General features: G+C 44.3%; 19 protein-coding genes. 11 read left to right on the top strand and 8 right to left on the bottom strand.

The genetic code is table 11. The features are described from left to right. Nucleotides 1-51 precede the first annotated feature (51 nt). Entirely contained in the window at nucleotides 52-1,959 is a 1,908-nt protein-coding gene (dnaG, locus tag IQ217_RS11770) for a DNA primase (RefSeq protein WP_194020092.1), read from the top strand. A gap of 356 nt (nucleotides 1,960-2,315) precedes the next feature. Here the strand turns inward: dnaG and IQ217_RS11765 are convergent, their stop codons facing one another. Further along, a complete protein-coding gene (locus tag IQ217_RS11765) occupies nucleotides 2,316-3,233 on the bottom strand; it encodes a S1 RNA-binding domain-containing protein (protein ID WP_194020091.1) in 918 nt (305 codons plus the stop codon). 150 nt (nucleotides 3,234-3,383) lie between these two features. On the opposite strand from IQ217_RS11765, the gene IQ217_RS11760 reads away from it, so the two are divergent. Both IQ217_RS11760 and IQ217_RS11755 read left to right on the top strand, forming a co-directional pair. Beyond that, on the top strand, nucleotides 3,384-4,457 hold the full coding sequence (locus IQ217_RS11760) for an aromatic ring-hydroxylating dioxygenase subunit alpha (protein WP_194020090.1): 1,074 nt from the start codon (nucleotides 3,384-3,386) through the stop codon (nucleotides 4,455-4,457). Further along, nucleotides 4,454-5,134 carry an ABC transporter ATP-binding protein gene (locus IQ217_RS11755; RefSeq protein WP_190596040.1) on the top strand — a complete coding sequence of 227 codons (681 nt, stop codon included), beginning with the start codon at nucleotides 4,454-4,456 and terminating at the stop codon, nucleotides 5,132-5,134. The genes IQ217_RS11760 and IQ217_RS11755 overlap by 4 nt, the downstream gene beginning before the upstream one ends. Here the strand turns inward: IQ217_RS11755 and IQ217_RS11750 are convergent. Both IQ217_RS11750 and IQ217_RS11745 read right to left on the bottom strand, forming a co-directional pair. Next, nucleotides 5,131-6,936 carry a SpoIIE family protein phosphatase gene (locus IQ217_RS11750; RefSeq protein WP_228024236.1) on the bottom strand — a complete coding sequence of 602 codons (1,806 nt, stop codon included), beginning with the start codon at nucleotides 6,934-6,936 and terminating at the stop codon, nucleotides 5,131-5,133. The genes IQ217_RS11755 and IQ217_RS11750 overlap by 4 nt on opposite strands. A gap of 265 nt (nucleotides 6,937-7,201) precedes the next feature. After that, a complete protein-coding gene (locus IQ217_RS11745; protein WP_338116566.1) occupies nucleotides 7,202-7,573 on the bottom strand; it encodes a response regulator in 372 nt (123 codons plus the stop codon). Nucleotides 7,574-7,754: 181 nt separating this feature from the next. Between IQ217_RS11745 and IQ217_RS11740 the strand changes: the two genes are divergently transcribed. After that, nucleotides 7,755-9,779 carry a sensor histidine kinase gene (locus IQ217_RS11740; protein ID WP_194020087.1) on the top strand — a complete coding sequence of 675 codons (2,025 nt, stop codon included), beginning with the start codon at nucleotides 7,755-7,757 and terminating at the stop codon, nucleotides 9,777-9,779. Nucleotides 9,780-9,958: 179 nt separating this feature from the next. Here the strand turns inward: IQ217_RS11740 and IQ217_RS18950 are convergent, their stop codons facing one another. Further along, nucleotides 9,959-10,135, bottom strand: coding sequence for a hypothetical protein (locus IQ217_RS18950; RefSeq protein WP_228024235.1), 177 nt, complete (start codon nucleotides 10,133-10,135; stop codon nucleotides 9,959-9,961). Between IQ217_RS18950 and IQ217_RS11735 the strand changes: the two genes are divergently transcribed. From IQ217_RS11735 to hemN, 5 genes are all read left to right on the top strand, one after another. After that, nucleotides 10,134-11,375 (top strand): LCP family protein, encoded by a 1,242-nt coding sequence (locus IQ217_RS11735; RefSeq protein ID WP_228024234.1) that lies wholly within the window; start codon nucleotides 10,134-10,136, stop codon nucleotides 11,373-11,375. The two genes, IQ217_RS18950 and IQ217_RS11735, sit on opposite strands and share 2 nt — an antisense overlap. A gap of 95 nt (nucleotides 11,376-11,470) precedes the next feature. After that, nucleotides 11,471-11,830: a hypothetical protein gene (locus IQ217_RS11730; RefSeq protein WP_190596049.1), complete on the top strand. Its 360-nt coding sequence runs from the start codon at nucleotides 11,471-11,473 to the stop codon at nucleotides 11,828-11,830. A 462-nt stretch (nucleotides 11,831-12,292) separates the two neighbouring features. Then, on the top strand, nucleotides 12,293-13,369 hold the full coding sequence (acsF, locus tag IQ217_RS11725; protein ID WP_194020085.1) for a magnesium-protoporphyrin IX monomethyl ester (oxidative) cyclase: 1,077 nt from the start codon (nucleotides 12,293-12,295) through the stop codon (nucleotides 13,367-13,369). Nucleotides 13,370-13,434: 65 nt separating this feature from the next. Further along, nucleotides 13,435-14,187 carry a biliverdin-producing heme oxygenase gene (locus IQ217_RS11720; RefSeq protein ID WP_194020084.1) on the top strand — a complete coding sequence of 251 codons (753 nt, stop codon included), beginning with the start codon at nucleotides 13,435-13,437 and terminating at the stop codon, nucleotides 14,185-14,187. A 262-nt stretch (nucleotides 14,188-14,449) separates the two neighbouring features. Then, nucleotides 14,450-15,850 (top strand): oxygen-independent coproporphyrinogen III oxidase, encoded by a 1,401-nt coding sequence (hemN, locus tag IQ217_RS11715; RefSeq protein ID WP_194020083.1) that lies wholly within the window; start codon nucleotides 14,450-14,452, stop codon nucleotides 15,848-15,850. Nucleotides 15,851-15,911: 61 nt separating this feature from the next. On the opposite strand, the gene IQ217_RS11710 is transcribed toward hemN, so the two are convergent. The 4 genes from IQ217_RS11710 to IQ217_RS11695 form a co-directional block, all read right to left on the bottom strand. Continuing rightward, a complete protein-coding gene (locus IQ217_RS11710; RefSeq protein ID WP_194020082.1) occupies nucleotides 15,912-16,748 on the bottom strand; it encodes an EI24 domain-containing protein in 837 nt (278 codons plus the stop codon). A gap of 103 nt (nucleotides 16,749-16,851) precedes the next feature. After that, complete coding sequence (locus IQ217_RS11705; protein ID WP_194020081.1) at nucleotides 16,852-18,300, bottom strand: anthranilate synthase component I; 1,449 nt, start codon at nucleotides 18,298-18,300, stop codon at nucleotides 16,852-16,854. Continuing rightward, nucleotides 18,204-19,079 (bottom strand): energy-coupling factor transporter transmembrane component T family protein, encoded by an 876-nt coding sequence (locus IQ217_RS11700; RefSeq protein WP_194020080.1) that lies wholly within the window; start codon nucleotides 19,077-19,079, stop codon nucleotides 18,204-18,206. Before IQ217_RS11700 ends, IQ217_RS11705 begins: the two co-directional genes overlap by 97 nt. A 52-nt stretch (nucleotides 19,080-19,131) precedes the next feature. Continuing rightward, complete coding sequence (locus tag IQ217_RS11695; protein WP_194020079.1) at nucleotides 19,132-19,884, bottom strand: phosphorylase family protein; 753 nt, start codon at nucleotides 19,882-19,884, stop codon at nucleotides 19,132-19,134. A 134-nt stretch (nucleotides 19,885-20,018) separates the two neighbouring features. On the opposite strand from IQ217_RS11695, the gene IQ217_RS11690 reads away from it, so the two are divergent. Both IQ217_RS11690 and IQ217_RS11685 read left to right on the top strand, forming a co-directional pair. Beyond that, on the top strand, nucleotides 20,019-21,125 hold the full coding sequence (locus IQ217_RS11690; RefSeq protein ID WP_194020078.1) for an ABC transporter ATP-binding protein: 1,107 nt from the start codon (nucleotides 20,019-20,021) through the stop codon (nucleotides 21,123-21,125). Between the two features lie 65 nt (nucleotides 21,126-21,190). Further along, a partial coding sequence (locus IQ217_RS11685) for a response regulator (RefSeq protein WP_194020077.1) occupies nucleotides 21,191-21,855 on the top strand: 665 nt, incomplete at its 3' end.

Raw genomic sequence — 21,855 nt, 5'->3', positions numbered from 1 at the left:
CAACTATCTCTCCCTATCGCCACTCTTAGAAGGAGAGTAAGCCGATCTACCATGGATAATCTCCGTCTGCACCCAGACACCATCCAAGAAATTAAGCAAAGAATAGACATTGTCGAAATTATCGGCGATTATGTCGTCTTGAAAAAAAGGGGACGGGATCACCTTGGTTTGTGTCCTTTCCACGACGAAAAGTCCCCGAGTTTTAGCGTCAGTCCAGCCAAGCAAATGTATTATTGTTTTGGCTGTGGGGCTGGAGGCAATGCCTTTAATTTCTTAATGGAACTGGGTAAACGTTCCTTTACAGATGTGGCTTTAGATTTGGCTCGCCGCTATCAAGTACAAATCCAAACCCTAGAGCCGGAGCAAAAACAAGAATTACAGAGGCAACTATCTCTGCGGGAACAACTCTATGAAATTATGGCGGTGGCAGCCGGTTTTTATCACCATACTCTTTTTCAGCCCCAGGGACAGGAGGCTCTAACTTATTTACGCCAAAAGCGTTTTTTATCTTCTACCACAATCCAAGAATTTCAGTTGGGTTATGCCCCAGCGAGTTGGGAAACTCTTTATCGTTACTTAGTGGAGCAAAAACGTTATCCGGTGACAGCGGTGGAACAGGCCGGTTTAATTAAGGCTCGCCAATCTGGCACCGGGCATTACGATCAATTCCGCCATCGTTTAATGATTCCCATTCGCGATGTCCAAGGTAGAGCCATTGCTTTTGGTAGTAGAACTTTAGGCAATGATGAACCTAAATATCTCAATTCTCCAGAAACCCCCTTATTTCATAAAAGCAAGACTTTGTTTGGTTTAGACCAGGCCAAAACTGTTATTCAAAAAGTAGATGAAGCAATTTTAGTGGAGGGCTATTTTGATGTTATTGCCCTGCACGAAAGTGGTATTAAGCAAACGGTGGCGGCCTTGGGCACAGCCTTAAGTCGAGACCAGGTGCAAAGTTTGATGCGTTTTAGTCAATCAAAGCAAATTATTTTTAATTTTGATGCGGATAAGGCGGGCATTAATGCCACCCAACGGGCTATTCAGGAAATTGAGCCTTTGGTTTATAGCGGTCAAGTTAATTTACGCATTTTGAATTTACCGGCGGGGAAAGATGCTGATGAATTTATCCATAGTAGTCCTGAAAATAAAGAAATTTACCAAACTTTAGTCAAGCAGGCTCCCCTCTGGGTAGATTGGCAAATTCAGCAATTGCTTAAGCAAAAAAATCTTAAAGATCCTCTTGATTTTGAGCAGGTGGCCCGGGGCATGGTAGAAATTTTAAAACGTTTAACGGACCAAAATAAACGGGCTTACTACCTACAGTTGTGTGGAGAAATTTTGAGCCAAGGAGACAGTCGCTTAATTAGTTTGCAAGTTAATAATCTTTCCAGTCAGCTCACCTATGGCGATCGCCCTGGACAAAATGGGTCTAGGAGATGGCAGGCTAAGGATCCCACTAGTAGTTTACTAGAGAAGGCAGAAGCTCTATTGTTAAAAATTTACCTCCACTGTCCCCAGGAACGGTCAACTATTGACCAAATACTGACGGAAAATGATCTTTTATTTAGCTTTGCTCACCATCGTTTACTGTGGCAAAAAATTGACCAGGTGCGGGAACATTTTAATTTGGACTCCGACCCCGATAACCAGTTGTCCCTGCTAGTGCAATTAGCCTATCTGGAGCAGGAGGGAGATTTTAACCCCGTCGAGTCCCTGTTTCAACTGACGGAAACCAGCGCCGAAGAACTGTTTCGGGCTAATCTGCGAATCCCAGAGGCGATCGCCATTATGGAAAAAGTTCCTTGGGAAAATTATCAAAAGCATTGCTTTGGTAAACTACAGCAGTTGGATCCCCGCACCCAGGCAGAAGATTTTCGTTATTATCAACAGCAATGGCAAAAGGCCAGGCAAGAAATTCAAAGGCTGGAGAATCAACGGCTGAACCAACCGGTCAATTGAGGGGGAGGTATTACCTACATTTACCCTAGGGAGAAACGGCAATTTTTCCCGCATCCCAGTCTTATACAGCGAGATCTAATCTGACCAGGAGGAGGAGCAAATTTTCTACGGTCTAGCCATTCGGGAAAAAATGGCCACAACCCTCCAAAATAAAGACATTGAGGCAAAATTAGGGCAAGAAATAACCAAACTTTATTTTTTGTTACAAAAATCGTGTTCCATGTTACAATTTTTTATATAGAAATCAAGGACTGCGCGAGTTGGGAAACCGCCACTGAGATTTCCTCAAGCAACAACAACATTTGGTGGAGTCAGGGAGAGTTTCTCTGACTCTTTTTGGTTAACAGGTAACTGCCTTAATTTTTTTCTAGTTGTTCCTGTTTATCGTGCAAATTTTGCTTGGATTGTACCAGGGGTAAGCGATTGGGGGCATCGACCATCATCTCGTCAAATTTTTCTACCAGTTCCCCCGGATAGGTTTCCAAAATGCGGGTGGAAAGGGAAATACGATTTTTATACTCGTCAATTTCCTGGACATAGACACTGATGGCTTGGCCAAACGTGAACAGGGTATTGAGAGAATCGACCCTAGTACCACTGACTTGGCTGACATGGAGTAGCCCCGTTACCCCTTCAATTTCCACAAACACGCCATAGGGCTGGATTTTGGCCACTTTGCCTTCGTAGATATTGCCCGCCGCAATTTTGCCCATGGATTCAGCCTGTTGAATGCGACGCTGGGTCAACACCAATTTATTGTTATCCTGGTTAGCTTCAAGGATATGGGCATTCAGCACTTGCCCCACCAGGGCCTCCATATTGTCTTTGTGCATGAGGTGCGACCGGGGAATGAAACCGCGCAATCCTTCTACATCCCCGACGACACCGCCCTTATTGGTGCCAGTGACAACCATTTCTAGGGTTTTGCCACTCTCCTCCAACTCTGCCAAATTTTCCCAAGATTGCTGGATTTGCAACTGACGCCGGGAAAGTCTTACTTGCCCTTCATCATTTTGCTCACTGGTGACGAGGAAATCCCAAGCACTGTCGAGGGGAAAACTTTCCTCAATCTCTGCGTGGGGCCTTAATCCTAATTCCTGCAGAGGGACAAAGCCAGGGGATTTACCACCAAAATCCACATAAACTCCCTCGTTAGCGTGCTGGCAGACTTTGCCATGGACGGTTTGGCCTTTCTCAGCATGGTAATCGTGTTTGTCTAGGGCTTTGGCAAATTCGTCAAGGGAAAAGGCTGCACTGTTGGGGGAAGAAGGCATACGAGGACAGATTGAAAAATCAGTTTGAATGCCTTATTCTAGCAGGATTGCTTGGGACTTTCGTGACGAGCTAGTTCCAGTTTGGGACTACCCTTGCCTGGGTGAGATCAGTTTTTTGCCTTTACCTTTACTACTGTCGTTGGCTTGCTAATGAGCGCTCTTTCTTCCCATAGTCAAGCATTATCTGTGCTTCGTACTACCCCGATCAATTTCAACCATTGGTATGTGGTGGCCCAGGCGGGGGAATTGGGCCAGGGACCGCTGGGAGTTATTCTTTGGGAAAAGCAGATCGCCATTTATCGGGATCAAGAAGGCCAGGTGCGCGCGGTGGAAGATCGTTGTCCCCATCGTCAGGTGAAATTGAGTGAAGGGAAGGTGTTAGGCAATAATTTAGAATGTGCTTACCATGGCTGGCAGTTTGATACCCAGGGTCATTGTACGAAGATTCCCTACTTTAGCAAAGCTCAAAAACTTCCCCCTTGTCGTTTGCGCACCTATCCTGTGCAGGAAAAAGATGGGTTTATTTGGCTTTATCCAGGCGATTTAGATTATCTTGCTAGCCATGGACCGGCACCCATGGCCATACCGGAGTGGCACCATTTAAACTACATTGGCAGTTTTGCCGCCTTTGATTGTCCTGGTCACTTTTCCTATTTGATCGAAAATTTAATGGATATGCACCATGGGCATTTGCATGATAATTACCAGGCTTGGGCCTCCGCTTCCCTACGGCAAATTGAAACTAATGGCGATCGGGTAGTGGTGGACTACGACGCCCAAAGTTATTACAAAATTGATAAAATCTGGTCCATTTCCCAACTATTCTTCCCAGCCCTACGGCGATTGCATCCAGAAAATTTACGGGTGAGCTATATTTATCCCCATTGGTCATCTACGTTAGGGGCAGACTTTAAAATTTACTGCCTATTTTGCCCCGTTTCTCCTAATCAAACCAAAGCCTATTTAGTTCATTTTACTTCCCTAGAAGCTTTTCCTAAACTGCATAAATTACCCATTGCCTTTAGAAGTTTTTTGAAAAATTGGTTATCCGGAACAGCCCGGCCTTTGCTGGAGGGGTTGATTGACCAAGATATTCGCATGATTACCCAGGAACAAGCAGCGTTTGAACAAAATCCCGATCGCCAAAATGTGGAAGTTAACCCAGCCCTAGCTAAGGTACAGCAATTAATTCGTCAACAGGCCTTGGCCTCGGAGAGTGCATGACTTCTTTAATTAGACTAATCGGGGTTAGTACCACGGACTTAACCGGCTCCACCGTTTTACTTAATAATATTTCTCTCCACATTGACCATGGACAAATTATTGGTCTGCAAGGGCGATCGGGGGCAGGTAAAACTACATTGCTACGGCTATTAAATCGACTTCAGGAAATAAGTCAAGGTACTATCTTTTATAATGAAAAAGCTTTAAATAAATACCCAATTCAGCAACTGCGTCAAGAAATAGTTTTAGTGCCCCAGGAGCCAAAACTTTTAGGTATGACAGTGGAAGAAAGCTTAATTTATCCCCTAGAATTACAGAAAGTCAGCAAAACAGAATGTCAACGGCGACGGATTCGAGCCTGTGATATTTGGGAAGTTCCCAGTGATTGGCTAGACCGCAACGAGTTACAGCTTTCTGTGGGGCAAAGGCAATTGGTTACCCTGGTGCGAGCCACCATGTTAAGTCCCCGGATTCTTCTGTTGGATGAACCTACTTCGGCCCTTGATCCGGCCCTAGCTCAAAGGGTTTTGACCCAGCTAAAATTAATAAACCAAGAGAATGGTACCACCATGGTTATGGTTAACCACACACCGGAATATTTAGAAAGTTTTTGTCAACGTATTTTTACCCTTAACCAAGGACAATTGGAACAGGAAATGACTCTCAAAAAAAATTAGCTTGCTTGAAATTTAACCGCCAGTAAAGTAATGTCATCAAACTGTTCCGCTTCCCCCATATGCTCGCCCAGGGAATTTTTGATATTAAGCATTAACTGGTCAACGGAATTAAACTGACTACCTAGGGCTTCTAATAGTTTTTCCTTGCCAAAGAAATTGCCTGCAGGTGATTTAGCTTCCGTTACACCATCGGTATAGGACAACAATAAATCCCCCGGTTCTAAAATTACTGCCCCCGTCTTAAATTCCAAATCCGGCAACATCCCCACTGCTGGCCCAGTAGAAGTTAATTTGGCTTTTAATTGATGGTTAGCGTCAACAATAAAAACTGGTTCGTGACCACCATTAATATAAGATAATTTTCCTGTGCTAGGCTCTAGAATACCAAAGAAAATTGTCGCAAACATACTAGCTTCGCTGTGGTTAAAAGCGACGTAATTATTGATTAATTTAATAGACTCCAATGGTTCAAAATTAACGCCATCCAGCAAATCGTTTAGGTTGATTTTTAGATCTTGGCCGCCAGGTAAATTAAAAGAAGGATTGATTAAACCATCCAGGGCCGCTTGCCCCGAAAAAATACGAATTAAACTGCGAAATAGTCCCATAAATAATGCCGCTCCTACCCCTTTGTCGCAAACGTCTGCCACTACCACCCCCAGGCGATCGCCTGGAAGTTCGAACAAATCATAAAAATCCCCAGCCAGTTGTTGAGCAGGACTAAAGTAAGCGGTAAATTCCCATCCTTTCCTAGTTAATAAATGGGCTGGCAAAAAATTCTTTTGCATTTGCCTACCTTTCTCTAGCTCCTTGGCCATTATTTTTGAAAGGGCTTCCACCTGTTGGGTGTATAATTTTTCTTGATCCCGTAAACGCTTTTTTTCTAAGGAAGAACCAATGCGGGCTTTGAGCAACACTGGATCAAATGGCTTGGGCAAAAAGTCCTCTGCTCCCATTTCAATGCAACGAATAATACTTTGAAATTCATCTAAAGCTGAAACAATAATGACCGGAATATGCTGAAACTCTACACTGGTTTTTAAATATTCTAAAAACTGGTCTCCATTAGTCTCCGGCATTAGCAGATCCAGCAAGATTAGATCATAACTCTGACTTTCGAGGAGGTTCAATGCTTCCTTCGCACTTAAACAAGTGGTAACTGTATGACCTTTACGGGTTAAGTGCTGAAAAAATAAATCTAAATTGCTAGGACTATCATCCACCACTAAAATTTTTCCCGTTAGCAGTTCCCTTCCCTCAATACTATTAGTTTTGATGCTACCCAAAATCATTTCGTTGGTAGTTGAGGAAGATGCAGAAGTTAATTGAGGAGATAAATCGGCTTCGTGAACAGGATTTAATGACTCTAAAAAATTAGTGAAAATCGATTCAATATTATTCACTAATCCCTGTAAGCGCAAGGCCGCTAATTCTATTTTTTTAATGTCTTCAGTAAGGCCAAGTTGATTAACACATTCCTCTGCTTTGAGTAAATTATTACAGGAAAGAATAATTTTAGTAATAGAAGAATTAGTGCTATGGGGAATAGTGGAAAAAAGCTTATGAAAATCCGACTTCTCTTCTCCGTCAGAATGCTTAACAAATAAGTTGATAGCTTCAAGTAATTTTTGTGCCTCTACTAGTAATGCATCTAATTCTTCTGCTAGGAGGGAGTTGGCATCCGTGAGCTCTTCTTGAACCATTTCTCCGTAGCCAACAATTGCATTAATGGGAGTTCTGAGTTCATGACGAATGAAAGCAGTAGCGCTTTCTATATCAACTGACTTAACTGAATGATTCATCATCTACCAAAGAAATTATGGTTAATCAAGCTAGTTTTACAGACTATTTTAGTTTTTGCCAATGATTAAGCAATTATCAAAATTTATCGAAACCCTTAAATATTGTACCTGAGCTTTTTAACAAAAATTAATTAAATTTGACTTAATTATTGTTAAGTTAAGCTATAATCTCTTTTGAATTACCTCAGCTCCTAATAATAAATTTTTCTGTAAAAACTATTGATAAATGGCTCAACCAGAAAGATAAAAGCCAACAATATTTTAATTAATTAATTAATGCCTCTATTTTTTGCAATAGGCGATTGATCTCAATCGGCTTGGTATCATAGTCGTCACAGCCGGCGGCGATCGCCCTCTCTCGATCACTAGCCATGGCATGGGCGGTTAGGGCAATGATGGGAATGTGAGCCCCATCAGGATGACTTTTAATTTGCTTAGTAGCAGTCCAGCCATCCATGACCGGCAAACTCATGTCCATGAGGATAAGTTGGGGAGACTCTGAGATAGCCATGGTCACTGCCTGTTCACCGTCAACAGCCATTACTACTTCATATCCCTTGCGCCCCAAACGACGGGATAGCATGTCACGATTCATTTCATTGTCTTCAACCAGGAGAATCTTAGTCATAGATTCAATACTGAACAGTTGTTAGAATTATAGCAATAGCTGTCCTGTTTTATCCCCAACTAAATTGTTAATCTTTGCCACAAAGTTTATCTAAACAAAAAATGTTCCCTCACTAATTCAATCTTCGGGTGACAGCTTGGTGTTATTTCCATCAAAATCTTCAATAATTGTATATTAGTGATTTTTAACCATGGTCTCAATTATCAAGTCAGTGCGAAGAAGTCTGTTGCTGAAGTTCGTTCTTTCCTATTTTTGTCTTTCCAGCGTGGTAGTGGCATCAATTTTTTTAGTTGCTAACTATAGGGCAGTTAAGGGCATAGAGAATCAAACATTCCAACGTTTAACTATTTCCAATAATCTGAAGGAATATCAACTAGAGCAATGGATGGAAAGTCAGAAAGATATACTCTTTCTGCTGAGCGAAATCAATAGCATTCAAATGGGAATTGAAATGCTTAAAAATATAACCAACGACGGTTCTGACTATAAAGCCGCCCAGCAAATTTTAATTGACGAGTTGCAAGAAATTAATCTTTTTCTTCCCCATGTTGAAACTATTAACATTCTCAACACTGGTGGTATTGTAGTGGCCTCTACTGACTTAGCTGAAATCGGTGTCTACAAAGGTATTGGAAATCAGACCACTTATTTTGCCAATATTAATTCTGATTTTAAAACTGTACCAAATTTCTATTTTTCTAAAGTTTATAATCGTCCCAGTATGACTTTTGCTACTAGCATAAAGCATGATCTAACAAAGGAAAGAATTGGATATTTGAGTATAGATATAAATTTGAATGCCGTTGATGACTTAATTCGTAAGCGCACGGGATTAGGAGATACGGGAGAAACATTTTTGGTTGGAGAAATAAATAATCAAGTTTCGTTTATTGCGGCAGATGAAAATAAAAATTCGACTGCCAATGCCCCCAAGCCAAATTTTAATACCCTAGGAATAAATTCGGTGATGGCCGGCAATAGTGGTCAAGGCACCTATGTTAATTACGCCGGCACGCCCGTGTTGGGAGTATACCAGTGGATAGATAAATATAATTTAGCTTTAATTACTGAAATTAGTGAAGTAGAAGCATTAGAGTCGGCTCGAAGATTTACCCGCATGTTAGTTTTGGTGGGATTGGTGAGCACGGCTTTACTTTTAATTGCGGTTTATCTACTATCTATCAAAATAACCAGACCAATTTTGCTAATTACCAAAGCTGCCACCGATATATCTTCTGGCGATCGGGGAGCTAGGGCCCCGGTGTTGGGAGAAGATGAATTGGGCATTCTAGCCAAGTCCTTTAATATGATGACTAATGAGTTGCGAGAATCCTATTTTAGTTTACAGAAAAAAAATCAAGAATTGGAGTTAACCCAAAAACAGTTAGCGGTGGCTAATTCTTGTTTAGAAGAAAAAGTTCAACAAAGAACTGAAGAATTAGAAAATACGGTTAAAGCTTTGGAATTGGCCAGTTCCGAAGCCGAGGCTGCCAATGCCACGAAAAGTATTTTTCTCGCTAATATGAGCCATGAATTGAGGACCCCCCTGAACGCGATCATTGGTTATAGTGAAATGTTAATTGAGGAAGCTGAAGATTTAGAATCAGAGGAATTGGTTCCGGATTTAGACAAAATTTTGCGTTCCGGGAAGGCTTTGTTGACTTTAATCAATGATTTGCTAGACATCTCCAAGATTGAAGCAGGAAAAATGGACCTCTATCTGGAAACTTTTAATCTCAATGAACTAATCGCAGGTATTCTTGATACTATTAATCCTTTGATCAAAAACAATAACAATAAATTAGAAGTGGAAATTTCTCTGGAATCGGCAGAAATGTATGGAGATTTGGTAAAAGTACGCCAAGGGGTGTTAAACCTGCTCAGTAATGCCAGCAAATTCACCAAAGAAGGGGTTATCAGCTTCACAGTCAAAGAATTTAAAGTAGACGAAAAGGATTGGCTTTCTTTTCAAGTCAAAGATACGGGAATTGGCATGACTGAAGAACAAATGTCGAAATTGTTTCAGCCCTTCACCCAGGCAGATTCTTCGACTACCCGTAAATATGGTGGCACTGGCCTAGGTTTGGCTATTACCCGTAAATTTTGTCAGATGATGGGGGGAGATATTTATTTAACTAGTGAAATGGGAGTTGGTTCTACTTTTACTATCAAATTACCCAAACATGTCCAGTTAAATTCTGTCCAAAATGATTGATTTTCATCATTTTTTTGATCACGTTTAAAATTTGTTCATGACTATGGTGATAGGGAGAGGAAATTTTCCTTGCCAATGTTACGGTCGGTTTGCTAGTATCCAATCCAATTACCTTATTACCTTGGGATCTGCCCAGAGCACCAAAGGACTTTATGCCAGCTGGAGAAAAATATTAATGGTTAGTTCGGGGTCAAAATGGTGACTGCTAAAAATTCTAATAAAAGGGGGTCTGGTAGCCATAATGGCAAAAAATCCCCCCGCAAAGGTAGATTCCAGGGCGGTAAATGGTTATTAACGGGTTTCGCTTTAACGGCGATCGCCTTGGTGTCAGCAGGGGCGGGTTCTTTGTTGGCCATGTATTCAACTCCTTTGGGTCAGAGCAGACTTACGCCAGAGCAGGCGGCGGTATTTGGTCAGAAAAAGGCAGTTTCCTACAAAAATCTCAATATTCCCCAACTTAGTCGCCCCATTAATGTGTTGGTGCTGGGCACCAAGGTGTTAACTTCTGAAGAGCCCGACCCCAGTCAGCCTAACCCCGGTTACCATGCGTTGGTCAATTCAGTGGAAGGCCTCACCGATACGATGGTGTTGATTCGCCTTGATCCGAAGGAAAAATCCCTGGTGGTGCTATCCATTCCCCGGGATACCAGGGTGGAAATTCCCGGCTACAACGGAGCTCGGAAAATCAATCAGGCCAATGCCTTGGGAGGGCCAGCCCTGGCGGCTATGACGGTGACGGATTTACTTGGGGATGTGCCCATCGACCGTTATATCCGGGTCAATGTACAGGCGGTGGAAAAATTAATTGATGCCCTGGGGGGAGTAGACGTATATGTACCCCGGGACATGAAATACCAGGATGATAGTCAGCGTTTGTATATCAATCTCAAGGAGGGACAACAGCGTTTAGACGGGGAAAAGGCTCTACAAATGTTGCGATTCCGCCACGATGCCCTGGGGGATATTGGCCGCATTCAAAGACAGCAAATAGTTATGCGGGCGGTGGTAGAACAAGCCCTCAAACCCCAAACTATTCTGCGGATACCGGACATTGTCAAAATTTTGCAGTCCAACATTGACACTAACCTCAATATGGAGGAGTTAGTGGCGATCGCCGGTTTTTCGTCCCAAATTCCCAGGGAAGACGTCAAAATGTTGATGTTGCCAGGGGATTTTAATGGCACCGGCCGCACTAGCATTAGTTATTGGTTACCCCACCAGCGCAAAATCCAGGAAATGACGGAGGAGTATTTTGGCGCCATGGCCTCCAGTTCTTGGTTGTGGGATATGGAAATGGAGCCAGATTTAACTACCCTCGACCCCTATGCCGTGCGCATTGCCATCCAGGACAGTACCGATCGCCCCCAGGCAGTGGAGGCTTTGGTGAAAGAGTTGGAAACTGCTGGCTACAGCCGCATCAACGTAGTCAGTGCCCTTTCCCAGCCCTTACAAACAACCAGGGTAATTGCCCAACAAGGCGATCATTTGGGGGCCAGGCAAGTGCGTAATAGTATTGGTCTGGGGGAAGTTTTAGTGGATAGCAATGGTTATCTAATCTCCGACGTAACCATCCAAATCGGCGCTGATTGGCAATAGGAAATTCCGGCGACATATTTTTGTTAAAATTCAGTCACAATCAGTTTGTGCACAGTTCACCATAAAATCCTGCTTAATTAGGAGAACCACATTAAATGTTAAAAAAATTGTTTGGCGCTAAAAAAGAATTTTACGTCCAGCTAGATGAAAATCAAGCTCCGGCCAAGGTGGAAGAAGCCGACGTGGCGATCGTGAAATCGGAGGTAGCTCCGGTGGAAACCCCAGCCCCCACCCCTTCGAAAAAAACTTCCATTAAGAAAAAGTCCGCTGCCAAAGCCGAGGCTCCAGTGGAAACTCCTGCCCCAGTGGCTCCGGCTCCTAAGGCCAAAGTTGATCCCAGCCAAGTGGCGTTTGCCAGTGGTGATCCCATTCCCCAAAATGTAGCCCGTCGTGCCCCTGGCCCCAGTTTGAATCGTTTCAAGGAAATGGCTCGCCAAGTTAAGGTTAAACGCTAAAAAATCCACTAATTTACCGTTTTATAGTCAATTAGGCTAAATTCGGAGCGACAGCGGCTGACAAAATGCTTGTATATAAGCAATTCAAGTACACAAAAATGTACTTTTCTTAAATAAGTCAACCAGAACCTTAGTCTAGCCATTTGGGGGATAGGATCCCTCTCCACTGCTTGTGAGAATGATCACAGGCAGTTTTTTGTTTTTCAGATTCGGAATTGGTTGCTGAGAGTTCAATTGGTAGACCTTAGCATTTCTTTATAAAACCTTGCAATCCAGGCCAGGCGATATTTTTTCCCCTTTGGAAACTATGGGGTAGCAATGGAAACTGTCTTGTCAGGGGTCGGAAGATTGGACAGGATAAAAAGCAACATCGAACTTTTTCTTGGGCTTTTCAGTTGCCTAAACCCAGTTAAATTCCTTGGCTTTAAACCTTAACCTTTAACATTTTCCTATTCATCACCGATGGTATCCACCCCCCTGCCTACCCAGCTAGAAACCATTCGCCCCGGCATCAAAGCTCCAGTGAAGGAAACTCTCCTCACCCCCCGCTTCTACACCACCGATTTTGATAAAGTCGCCAATATGGTGTTGAACCTCCAGGATGAAGAAATTGAAGCGGCGTTGGAGGAATTACGAGCTGATTACAATCGTCACCACTTTGTCCGTAATGATGATTTTAAGCGTAGTTTTGACCACATTGACGGAGCCACTCGTTTAGCGTTTATCGACTTTTTAGAACGGTCTTGTACCTCGGAGTTTTCTGGTTTTCTTCTGTTTAAAGAATTGTCCCGCCGTCTTAAGGGTCGCAGTCCCAAGCTGGCAGAGGCTTTTCATCTTCTAGCTAGGGATGAGGCACGCCATGCCGGTTTTATTAACAAAGCTATGGCAGATTTTGGACTTTCCCTCGATTTGCGTTATTTAACTCAAAAAAGAACCTATACTTTCTTTCCGCCGGAGTGGGTAATTTACACGGTTTATTTATCAGAAAAAATTGGTTACTGGCGTTATATTTTGATGTTTCGCCATTTAGAAAAAAATCCAGACCACAATATTTATCCTTTGTTTAATTATTTTGAATGTTGGTGTCAGGATGAAAATCGCCACGGAGACTTTTTCAAAGCTTTACTCCGTTCCCAAACAGCTCTGTGGAAAACTTGGCAATCTCGACTTTGGGCCCGCTTTTTCTTGCTAACAGTATTTGTCACCCATACCCTAACGGTATTTGAACGGGGCGATTTTTATGAATCCGTTGGTCTAAACGCTAGGCAATATAACGTTGATGTGGTTAAAAACACCAACGAGACGGCAGCCCGGGCCTTTCCAGAAGTGTTGGACACGGATAATCCTAAATTTTTCTCCCGCCTAGAAGCCTGTGCCAGTGCTAACGAAAAACTAACGGCGATCGCCAACGGTAAAGCTCCGAAACTGGTCAAATTTTGTCAAAAAATGCCGTGGATTGCCGTGATTGTCTGGCAAATGCTCTGCATCTTTCTGCAAAAGCCAGTGGACGCAGAAACCCGCCGGGGTATGGTGTGCTAGTTTAATCGCTTTTTAACTTGCTCCAATTGTTTACTAATTACTGCTAATTTCCTTTGGTAAAAACCATGACTAACCTTGCGCAAAAACTCCGCTACGGTACCCAACAATCCCACACTTTGGCAGAAAATACTGCCTACATGAAATGCTTTTTAAAAGGCATTGTGGAGCGGGAACCTTTTCGGCAATTATTAGCCAATTTATATTATGTTTACAGCACCCTAGAAACAGCTCTGAGGGAGCATCGGGACAATCAAATCATTAGTGCGATTTATTTTCCTGAATTAAACCGCACTGATAAATTAGCCAAAGATTTAGCCTACTATTACGATGCCAATTGGCAACAGGAAATTCAACCTACCCCCTGCGGTAAAATTTATGTTGATCGCCTGAAAACCTTAGCCGAAAGTGATCCTGCATTGCTCATTGCCCATTGTTACACTCGCTATCTGGGGGACTTATCCGGTGGCCAGAGCTTGAAAAATATTATCCGTTCTGCATTGCAATTGCCGGAGGGAGAGGGCACTGCCATGTACGAATTTGACAGTTTGCCCAGCCCAGGCGATCGCCGTCAATTTAAGGAAATTTACCGGGATGTGCTGAATAGTTTGCCTTTAGATGAAGCCACCATGAACCGCATTGTTGAAGAAGCCAATTACGCTTTCTCCCTTAATCGGGACGTGATGCACGATCTAGAAAATTTAATCCGAAAGGCGATCGGTGAGCACACATTTGACTTGTTAACCCGTCAGGATCGCCCTGGTAGCACAGAAGCTCGGAGTACCAGTGGTCATGCCGTCGCCCTCATGGTGGGGGAATAGATTAAACGGGGAAATTAAGAGAGTATTTAAGCTAAAGTAAACACTCTCTTTGACAATTTTTTCTAGATAAAAGCTAGACAAAAAGTTAATCAAATCCGAGTTGTATTAGCAATATATTTGTTGTTGCTTAAATTTTCAACTCAATATTTGGTTGATTTAAGAAAATTGGCAAAATAATTTCCCCAGGGTTAGAGCCAAGAGAAAACATTTTAAATACCTCGATAAAAATCCATTTAAATAATCCCGATAACATCCAAAATTTATGACTACCACCTTTCCTGCTGTTGAATTTAGTGCTGAATTATTAAACAAATATAATCAAGGTATTCCTCGCTACACCAGCTATCCTCCGGCCACAGAGCTAAGCCCCGCATTTGATCCTAGTGATTTTCGGGCGGCGATCAACCTGGGCAACTACAAAAAAACGCCCTTGTCCCTCTATTGTCACATTCCTTTCTGTGCGAAGGCTTGTTACTTTTGCGGTTGTAATACCATCATCACCCAACACAAACCAGCGGTGGAGCCCTATCTGAAAGCGGTTGCTAAACAAATTGCCCTGGTGGCTCCTTTAGTTGACCGACAAAGGCCCGTGCAGCAACTCCACTGGGGCGGTGGCACTCCTAATTATTTGACCCTGAAACAAGCGGAATTTTTATTCAATACCATCACTGATGCCTTTCCATTGGCAAAAAATGCGGAAGTTTCCATTGAAGTTAACCCCTGTTACGTTGATAAGGATTATATTTTCGCCCTACGCCAACTAGGTTTTAATCGCATTAGTTTTGGTATCCAAGATTTCAATCCCCAAGTTCAGGAAGCAGTCAATCGTATTCAGCCGGAAGCAATGTTATTCCAAGTCATGGACTGGATTCGGGAAGCTAATTTTGAGAGCGTTAATGTGGATTTAATTTATGGTTTGCCCTATCAAACCTTGGGCACATTTCGGGAAACTTTACATAAAACAGCCCAACTTAACCCAGACCGCATTGCTGTATTTAATTTTGCCTATGTGCCTTGGCTCAAGCCAGTACAGAAAAAAATGCCGGAAGCGGCCCTCCCTCCAGCGGCGGAAAAGTTAAGAATTATGCAAGCTACCATTGCTGACCTCACCGATCAGGGTTACGTTTTCATTGGCATGGATCACTTTGCCAAACCTGATGACGAGTTGGCGATCGCCCAACAGCAAGGAAAATTACATCGTAACTTCCAGGGTTATACTACCCAACCAGAGTCCGATTTGCTCGGCTTTGGCATTACTTCCATCAGTATGTTGCAGGATGTGTATGCTCAAAATCATAAAACGTTAAAAGCTTTTTATAATGCCCTGGATCAAGAAGCAATGCCCATAGAAAAAGGCTTTAAACTGAGCCAAGATGATTTGGTTCGTCGCACTGTCATTAAAGAATTAATGTGCCAATTTAAGTTGTCTGCCCAGGAGTTAGATGACAAGTATAATTTAGGCTTTGACTGTGATTTTAACGACTATTTTGCCAAGGAACTAGCTGCTCTGGATGCTCTGGAAGCGGATGGTTTGCTCAGTAGGTTGGGGGATGGCTTAGAAGTTACCCCCCGGGGGAGGATTTTAATTCGTAATATTGCTGCTGTGTTTGATGCCTACCTACAAAATAATTCACAACAACAGATGTTTTCTCGGGCAATTTAAGGACATTTTTTCATTGGGTAAGCTATAATCGAGCCAGCTAGAAGAACTAGCAGATAGACATTTAATTCGCCTCCTTATTTACCTCCGCTGCTCCATCCATTTCTTCTTGGACTTGGAAAAAACGGGGGTAAATTTTTTCAGAAAAGAAGAGAGTACCAGCGGTCACGCAAAATGGAATGGTGACGAGATTAACTAGGGGAATACTTACCCAAACTAGGCTGGCTAGGGCAAACCCAGCGCTGAGGGGTAAACATTGAAAAATTATTAATAGTTTACGACGAAATTTGAGGCGACGACGTTCTAAAGGGGGATCAAAAAAATCGATGCAAGTTAATAAAGATGTAGAACTAATCCCTACAATGGTGGCTACGGGGGTACCAAAGGCGGGTATCAAGTTAGAAGCAAAACCCACAGCAGTGAAAATGATTAGTAAGACTAATTTTTTTAGCTCAAAGGCTAGGGCTCGCTTGACTTCTTGTAGCATTCCCACTTCTTGCACTGTTAATTTACCTAGCAGTTTTTTTTCTAATTCTTCTGATAATCTACCGTACCAGGGAGAACCAAGTAGTCCTCCCACTTGGGAGAGTAAAAAACCCGCAATGATGAGCAGTAAAAGCCGCACTAACCAAATATAAAGGAAAAAGATAACTTGCAATATTGGTAAAATGTAGGGCACGATCTCGGGAATACGTTGCTCTAAAATTTCCACCCATTGCTGGGCGTAACTACGGAGAATATCGACGCTGTCATTGCCGAAGTTTAGTAACTGCCAGTAAAGCAATATGCCCAAGCTAATATTAATAATTAAAGGAATAATAATATAAATAGCTAATTCGGGAGATTGACGTAAAATTTTAAATGTACGCAGTGGGTAGGCAAGACCATGAAAAAATTCCATAAATATTCATCGATTAGTGATTATAAAGCTTAGTATTATATAGAAAAATTAGATGAGATTACCACCCTAGTTTTTCATAAGCTGGGCTAGGATTTTAGTCTTTTTAGACCCCATCCAATGCCGCCAGTAGCGCCTTCGCTTTTTGTAGCGACTCCAGCCATTCTTTGGTGGGATCACTATCCGCCACAATGCCAGCTCCCACCTGTCCTATCACTTGCCCAGGGGTAAATAGAAGGGTACGAATGAGAATATTTAAATCTAAGTTGCCCCGCTGATCCCAATAGCCACAGGAACCATAAAATAAACTGCGTCGTACTGGTTCTAATTCTTCGATAACTTCTAAACAACGAACTTTGGGACAGCCGGTAATAGTACCACCGGGAAACAAAGCTTTGACCAAATCCACCCCAGTTTTGCCCGGTTGCAAAATGCCACACACATTGCTAACCAAATGGGAGACATGGCTATAGCGTTCGATCGCCAATAACTCATCTACTTCTACCGTTCCCCAGGTGCAGACCCGGCCGAGGTCGTTGCGCTCTAAATCCACTAACATGATGTGTTCTGCCAACTCTTTGGTGTTGACTAGTAATTCCTGTAATAATTGTTCATCTTCCGCCAAATTTTTGCCCCTTGCCCTAGTGCCGGCAATGGGTCTGGTTTGGGCCACATTGCCTTCTAACTTAACTAATCTTTCTGGTGAACAACTCACCACATCTCCCCACGGCGATCGCCAATAACTAGCGAAGGGAGAAGGATTAATTGCTTGTAATCGCCGATAAATTTGCCAACTGTTAAGCTGGGCATCACTCTGGGCAATGAAACGTAAGGTTAGGTTGGCCTGAAAAATATCCCCTGCCTTAATGTATTGTTTGGCTTGGTTGACCATGGTTTCATACTGATCTTGGTCAGTGGTATAGGTCAAATTTAAGGGGGGAACTTGGGGCGATGCAATGGGGTTAATACTTTTTGATAATCGGGTTTGAAAAACTTTAGTTTGAGCTTGATTGGTAGTGGCTAGCCACAATAGTTGTTCCCGATGGTCTAAGACTGCAAAATCTTCAGGTTCGTACCAATAGGCCACGGGAAAAGGCAAATGATCTGGGCGCAGGTAAGGTAAAGTTTCAATCGCCCAAGCGGTGTCATAACCTAACCACCCCAACCAGCCGCCGTGGAAAGGTAAATGGTCCGGTACAGTTTTGGGCGCACCACCACACCGGGGTAGCTGATGTAAGAAGCTAAAAATTTGCCCAGGGCTAGGAGTCCATAATTTCCCAGGGCGAGGCTCACCAGCACAGATGGAATAACGGCCTAAATGGGGATAGTCCGGCGACGGCGGATAGGGACTTTCCAGTAGGGTGGCGATGGATTGATGGCCAAATAATTGACTAAAAACTTCGCTGCCAGTGCGACCTTGTAACGGCAAATAACACCAATGCCAGGGTTGGGGTTCCATTAGGCCATGCCTCCCCACACGATCCGAGCCCCCCAAAATACAACCAAAGTTCCCAGCACCAACCAATCTGCCCTCACGATGCGTAATTGATGCCACTGCACTTGATGCTCGTTGGGCGTGGTGAAGCCCCGCACTTCCATGGCGATCGCCATTTGTTCTGCCCGCAGTAAAAGATTTTCGAGTAATCTTTCCACCACTAAAATCCAAATTTGGGCGCTTCGTTTGATGCCTAGTTTTTTCCAATTAATCGCCCTGGTGCGAATGGATCGGAATAGGTTTTGAATTTCTTCCATCACCAAGGGGATAAACCGTAAAGCTAGGGTTAAAATTAAGGTGATTTCCGTAATGGGCAATTTAAAGCGCCGTAGGGGAGTCATTAATTCCTCTAGTCCAGCGGTAATTTCCTCCGGGGCGGTGGTAAGCAAATATAAATTGGTGCTATAAACCAGGGTAAAAATCAAAGTGCTGATACGAATTCCCAATTCTAGGGAGCGGCGAGTAACTAATAATTTGCCCCATTCAAATAAAACATACTGGTAGGGGGTAGGGGGCACCACAATTTCACTAGCAGGCGATCGGGGTTGTTCCAACACAGTGAAACCGTCCGGACTAAAGGTAGTTAACAGGAAAATTAGGCCGGAAAAAAATACAAGTAAGCCCATTTGTTGCTTCCACACCCGCCAGGGAATACGGACTGCAAAGGTTAATAGAATTAGAAAAACGACAATGCCAAGGCGCCAAACGGCATTGGCCAACACTGGGGCTAACAAAAAACTCATTAGCCAAGCTAGTTTTACCCTGGGATCAAGGCGGTGCAACCAAGTCACCGGATTTTCCAAATATAAGCCGATGGGTAAAGACCGCATCAAATCCATAGCAAGGCCCGCCCTACAACAATTGGTTCCCTAGCATTTTGCCACAATCCCATCAGCCGGGGTTTTTCCCTGTTCCCCTAGCGCCCCGACTCAAACTGCGGGCGATGGCAGTTAACTGGCCACAGGCTCGCAGGGATCCTTGGATTAAATGACTTGCGGCCAGGGGACGGCGCAGTAAGGCTTGGGCCAGGGGGAGGGGTTGCAAGGCCCCTTGAGCGGTAAAAACGCCGCTGAGATCTGGTAAATCCTGGGCCATGGTGTCGCTCACCACCCGTAAAATAGCCACGGGAATTTCGGCCGTTGCTCCAAAGGCCAACACCGCTATATTTTCCATGTCCACCACTTGGGCACCGGATTTTTGCCCCAACAGTTGTTTTTCTGCCCCACTACAAACCACCTGGGGCACGGTAATGCCTTTCACCAGCGGAATCTGCCAATGGGGCTCCAACAAATGATTAATTCGCTCCATCAAATGGCGATCGCCAACGTATTCTGGTTGCCGACCATGGTCCCCATGGCCCCAATATTGACACTGCTCTACCCAGACAGCCTGGCCAATGCCGTAATCAGCGGATAAACTCCCCGTTACCCCCATCACCAATAAACCTTGGGGCTTTTCTGTTTCCGCCCAAGTCTGGGCCAGATTTTCTAAGAAAGATTGCACCGCTGTGGCCCCCACTGGCATAGCCTGCAAATGTATGTGGTTGCTTTTCCCTAACCCTTTGGCGATCGCCTGGGCTTCAGTGCCTTGAGGGGCAAGAATCCACCAAGGGAGGGTGGGGGGATTGAGATCGGCTGGAATCATGTGTTAGTGTTAACTCTTGCAAATAATTCTTATTTAAAGTACCGTTTAGATACTCGCTTTAGATAGTTCAGATCTGAGTTTTAAACGGGATCAGCGTTCCCACCATTGTTGCCGCGTTTCTGCCCCTGGTTCCTATGACAGTCGCCCAATCCTCTCCCGTCGTCTGCTTTTCCACCGAAGAATCCGTTTTAACGGTACAGGACGTAGGCAAAAGCTTTCGGGGGCAATCCACTCCAGTACTCCAGAAAATCAGCTTTAATCTGGCACCGGGGGAAATTCTGGGATTATTGGGACCATCGGGCTGTGGCAAGACGACTTTGTTGAGAATCATTGCAGGCTTTGAACCCCCCACCAGTGGCACCGTTCATTTGGAGGGGGATTGTGTTTCTGGGGAACATGGGCTTACTCCCCCAGAAAAGCGACAAACGGGTATGGTCTTTCAGGATTACGCCTTGTTTCCTCACCTTACCATTGCCGATAATATCGCCTTTGGTCTACGCCATAAATCCCAAAAGTTGAACCGTCAACAAATCCAAGGTCGGATAGGGGAGGTGCTCCATTTAGTGGGATTAACGGGGCTGGAAAAACGCTATCCCCACGAACTGTCCGGTGGTCAACAACAGCGCATTGCCCTGGCCCGGGCCCTGGCCCCCAAACCGAACCTGATTTTGTTGGACGAACCCCTCAGCAATCTAGACGTACAGGTGCGCCAAAGGCTACGGCACGAAATTCGCCATATCCTCAAAGCCACTGGCACTGCTGCTATTTTTGTCACTCATGACCAGGAAGAAGCCATGGCCATTTCCGATCGCATTGGTGTGATGTATCGGGGTAATTTGGAGCAAATTGGCAGCCCAGAGGAGATTTATCGATCGCCGGCTTCCCGTTTTGTAGCGGAATTTGTTACCCAAGCCAATTTTGTGCCGGCCCAGCGCCAGGGAGAACTGTGGGCCACGGAGTTTGGCCAATGGCCTTTAACTTTCCAAGGCATTCAGCCGGAATTGCCTTCAGCGGGGGAACTGATGTTAAGAGAAGAAGAAATTGCCCTGAGCCCTGCTAGTGATGGCCCGGTGGTCATCCGCGATCGCCAATTTTTGGGACGGGAATATCGCTACTGCCTGGAAACCGCCGCCGGTCGTCAAATCCATGCCCGTACTTCTTTGCAAACGGTAATTCCGGTGGGCAGTAGGGTAAATTTAACTCCCACCAATCCCTGTCCCCCCCTATTTGCCCAGGTCTAAGGCAATTTGATGGTATTAGTCAGTTAACGGTCTAGAATGGGCGGTGTTGTGGCCCCACCATTGCCGTGAGTGAATCTCCCTTAACGATTGTCATTGTTGATGAGGATCCTGTCTTTCGCCTGGGATTGATTACCGTTCTGGGAAGGGAGACCGGTGTGCAGGTGCTGGGGGAGGGGGACTCCCTCGATAATCTCCGGCAACAGCTAGAAACTCTGGCCCCCAGTATTTTACTAATCGATCCCCAGTTTCCCCGTCGTTCCCAATCTGGCTGGCCCCTCCTACGGCAATTAAGCTCTGCCTATCCCCAGGTCAAAATTTGTTTGCTCACCGCTAGTTTGGAATACGATCAACTGCTGGCGGCCAAAACCCAGGGTGTTGCAGCTTACTTCCCCAAAGGAACGGCGATCGCCGACTTGGTGACGGGCTTAAAGCAAGTCCATGGCGGCCAAACCTGCTGGCCTAGTTTGCAAACTGTCAACGCGCCCCCCTTGAGTTTGTGGGAAAGGCTGATCTGGCCTCTGTTCCGGGACGGACTAGGGCAAATCGAACAAGGGCTCCAACAAGTCCAGGTGAGTTTACAAGTACCATCCCTATCGGACTTTGACCGAATATTTTGGCAAGGCAGACAAAGGGAACTTAAATTTGCCCAGTGGTTAGTGCAGCATTTATTGCCCCATCGTCTCAAAACCTGGCGTAAAGCTACGAATGTTCTGACTGCCACCCCCACCCC

This window comes from Synechocystis salina LEGE 00031, from assembly GCF_015207985.1.
GTDB classification, from domain to species: domain Bacteria; phylum Cyanobacteriota; class Cyanobacteriia; order Cyanobacteriales; family Microcystaceae; genus Synechocystis; species Synechocystis salina.
This window is presented reverse-complemented; position numbering and strand designations above follow the sequence as displayed.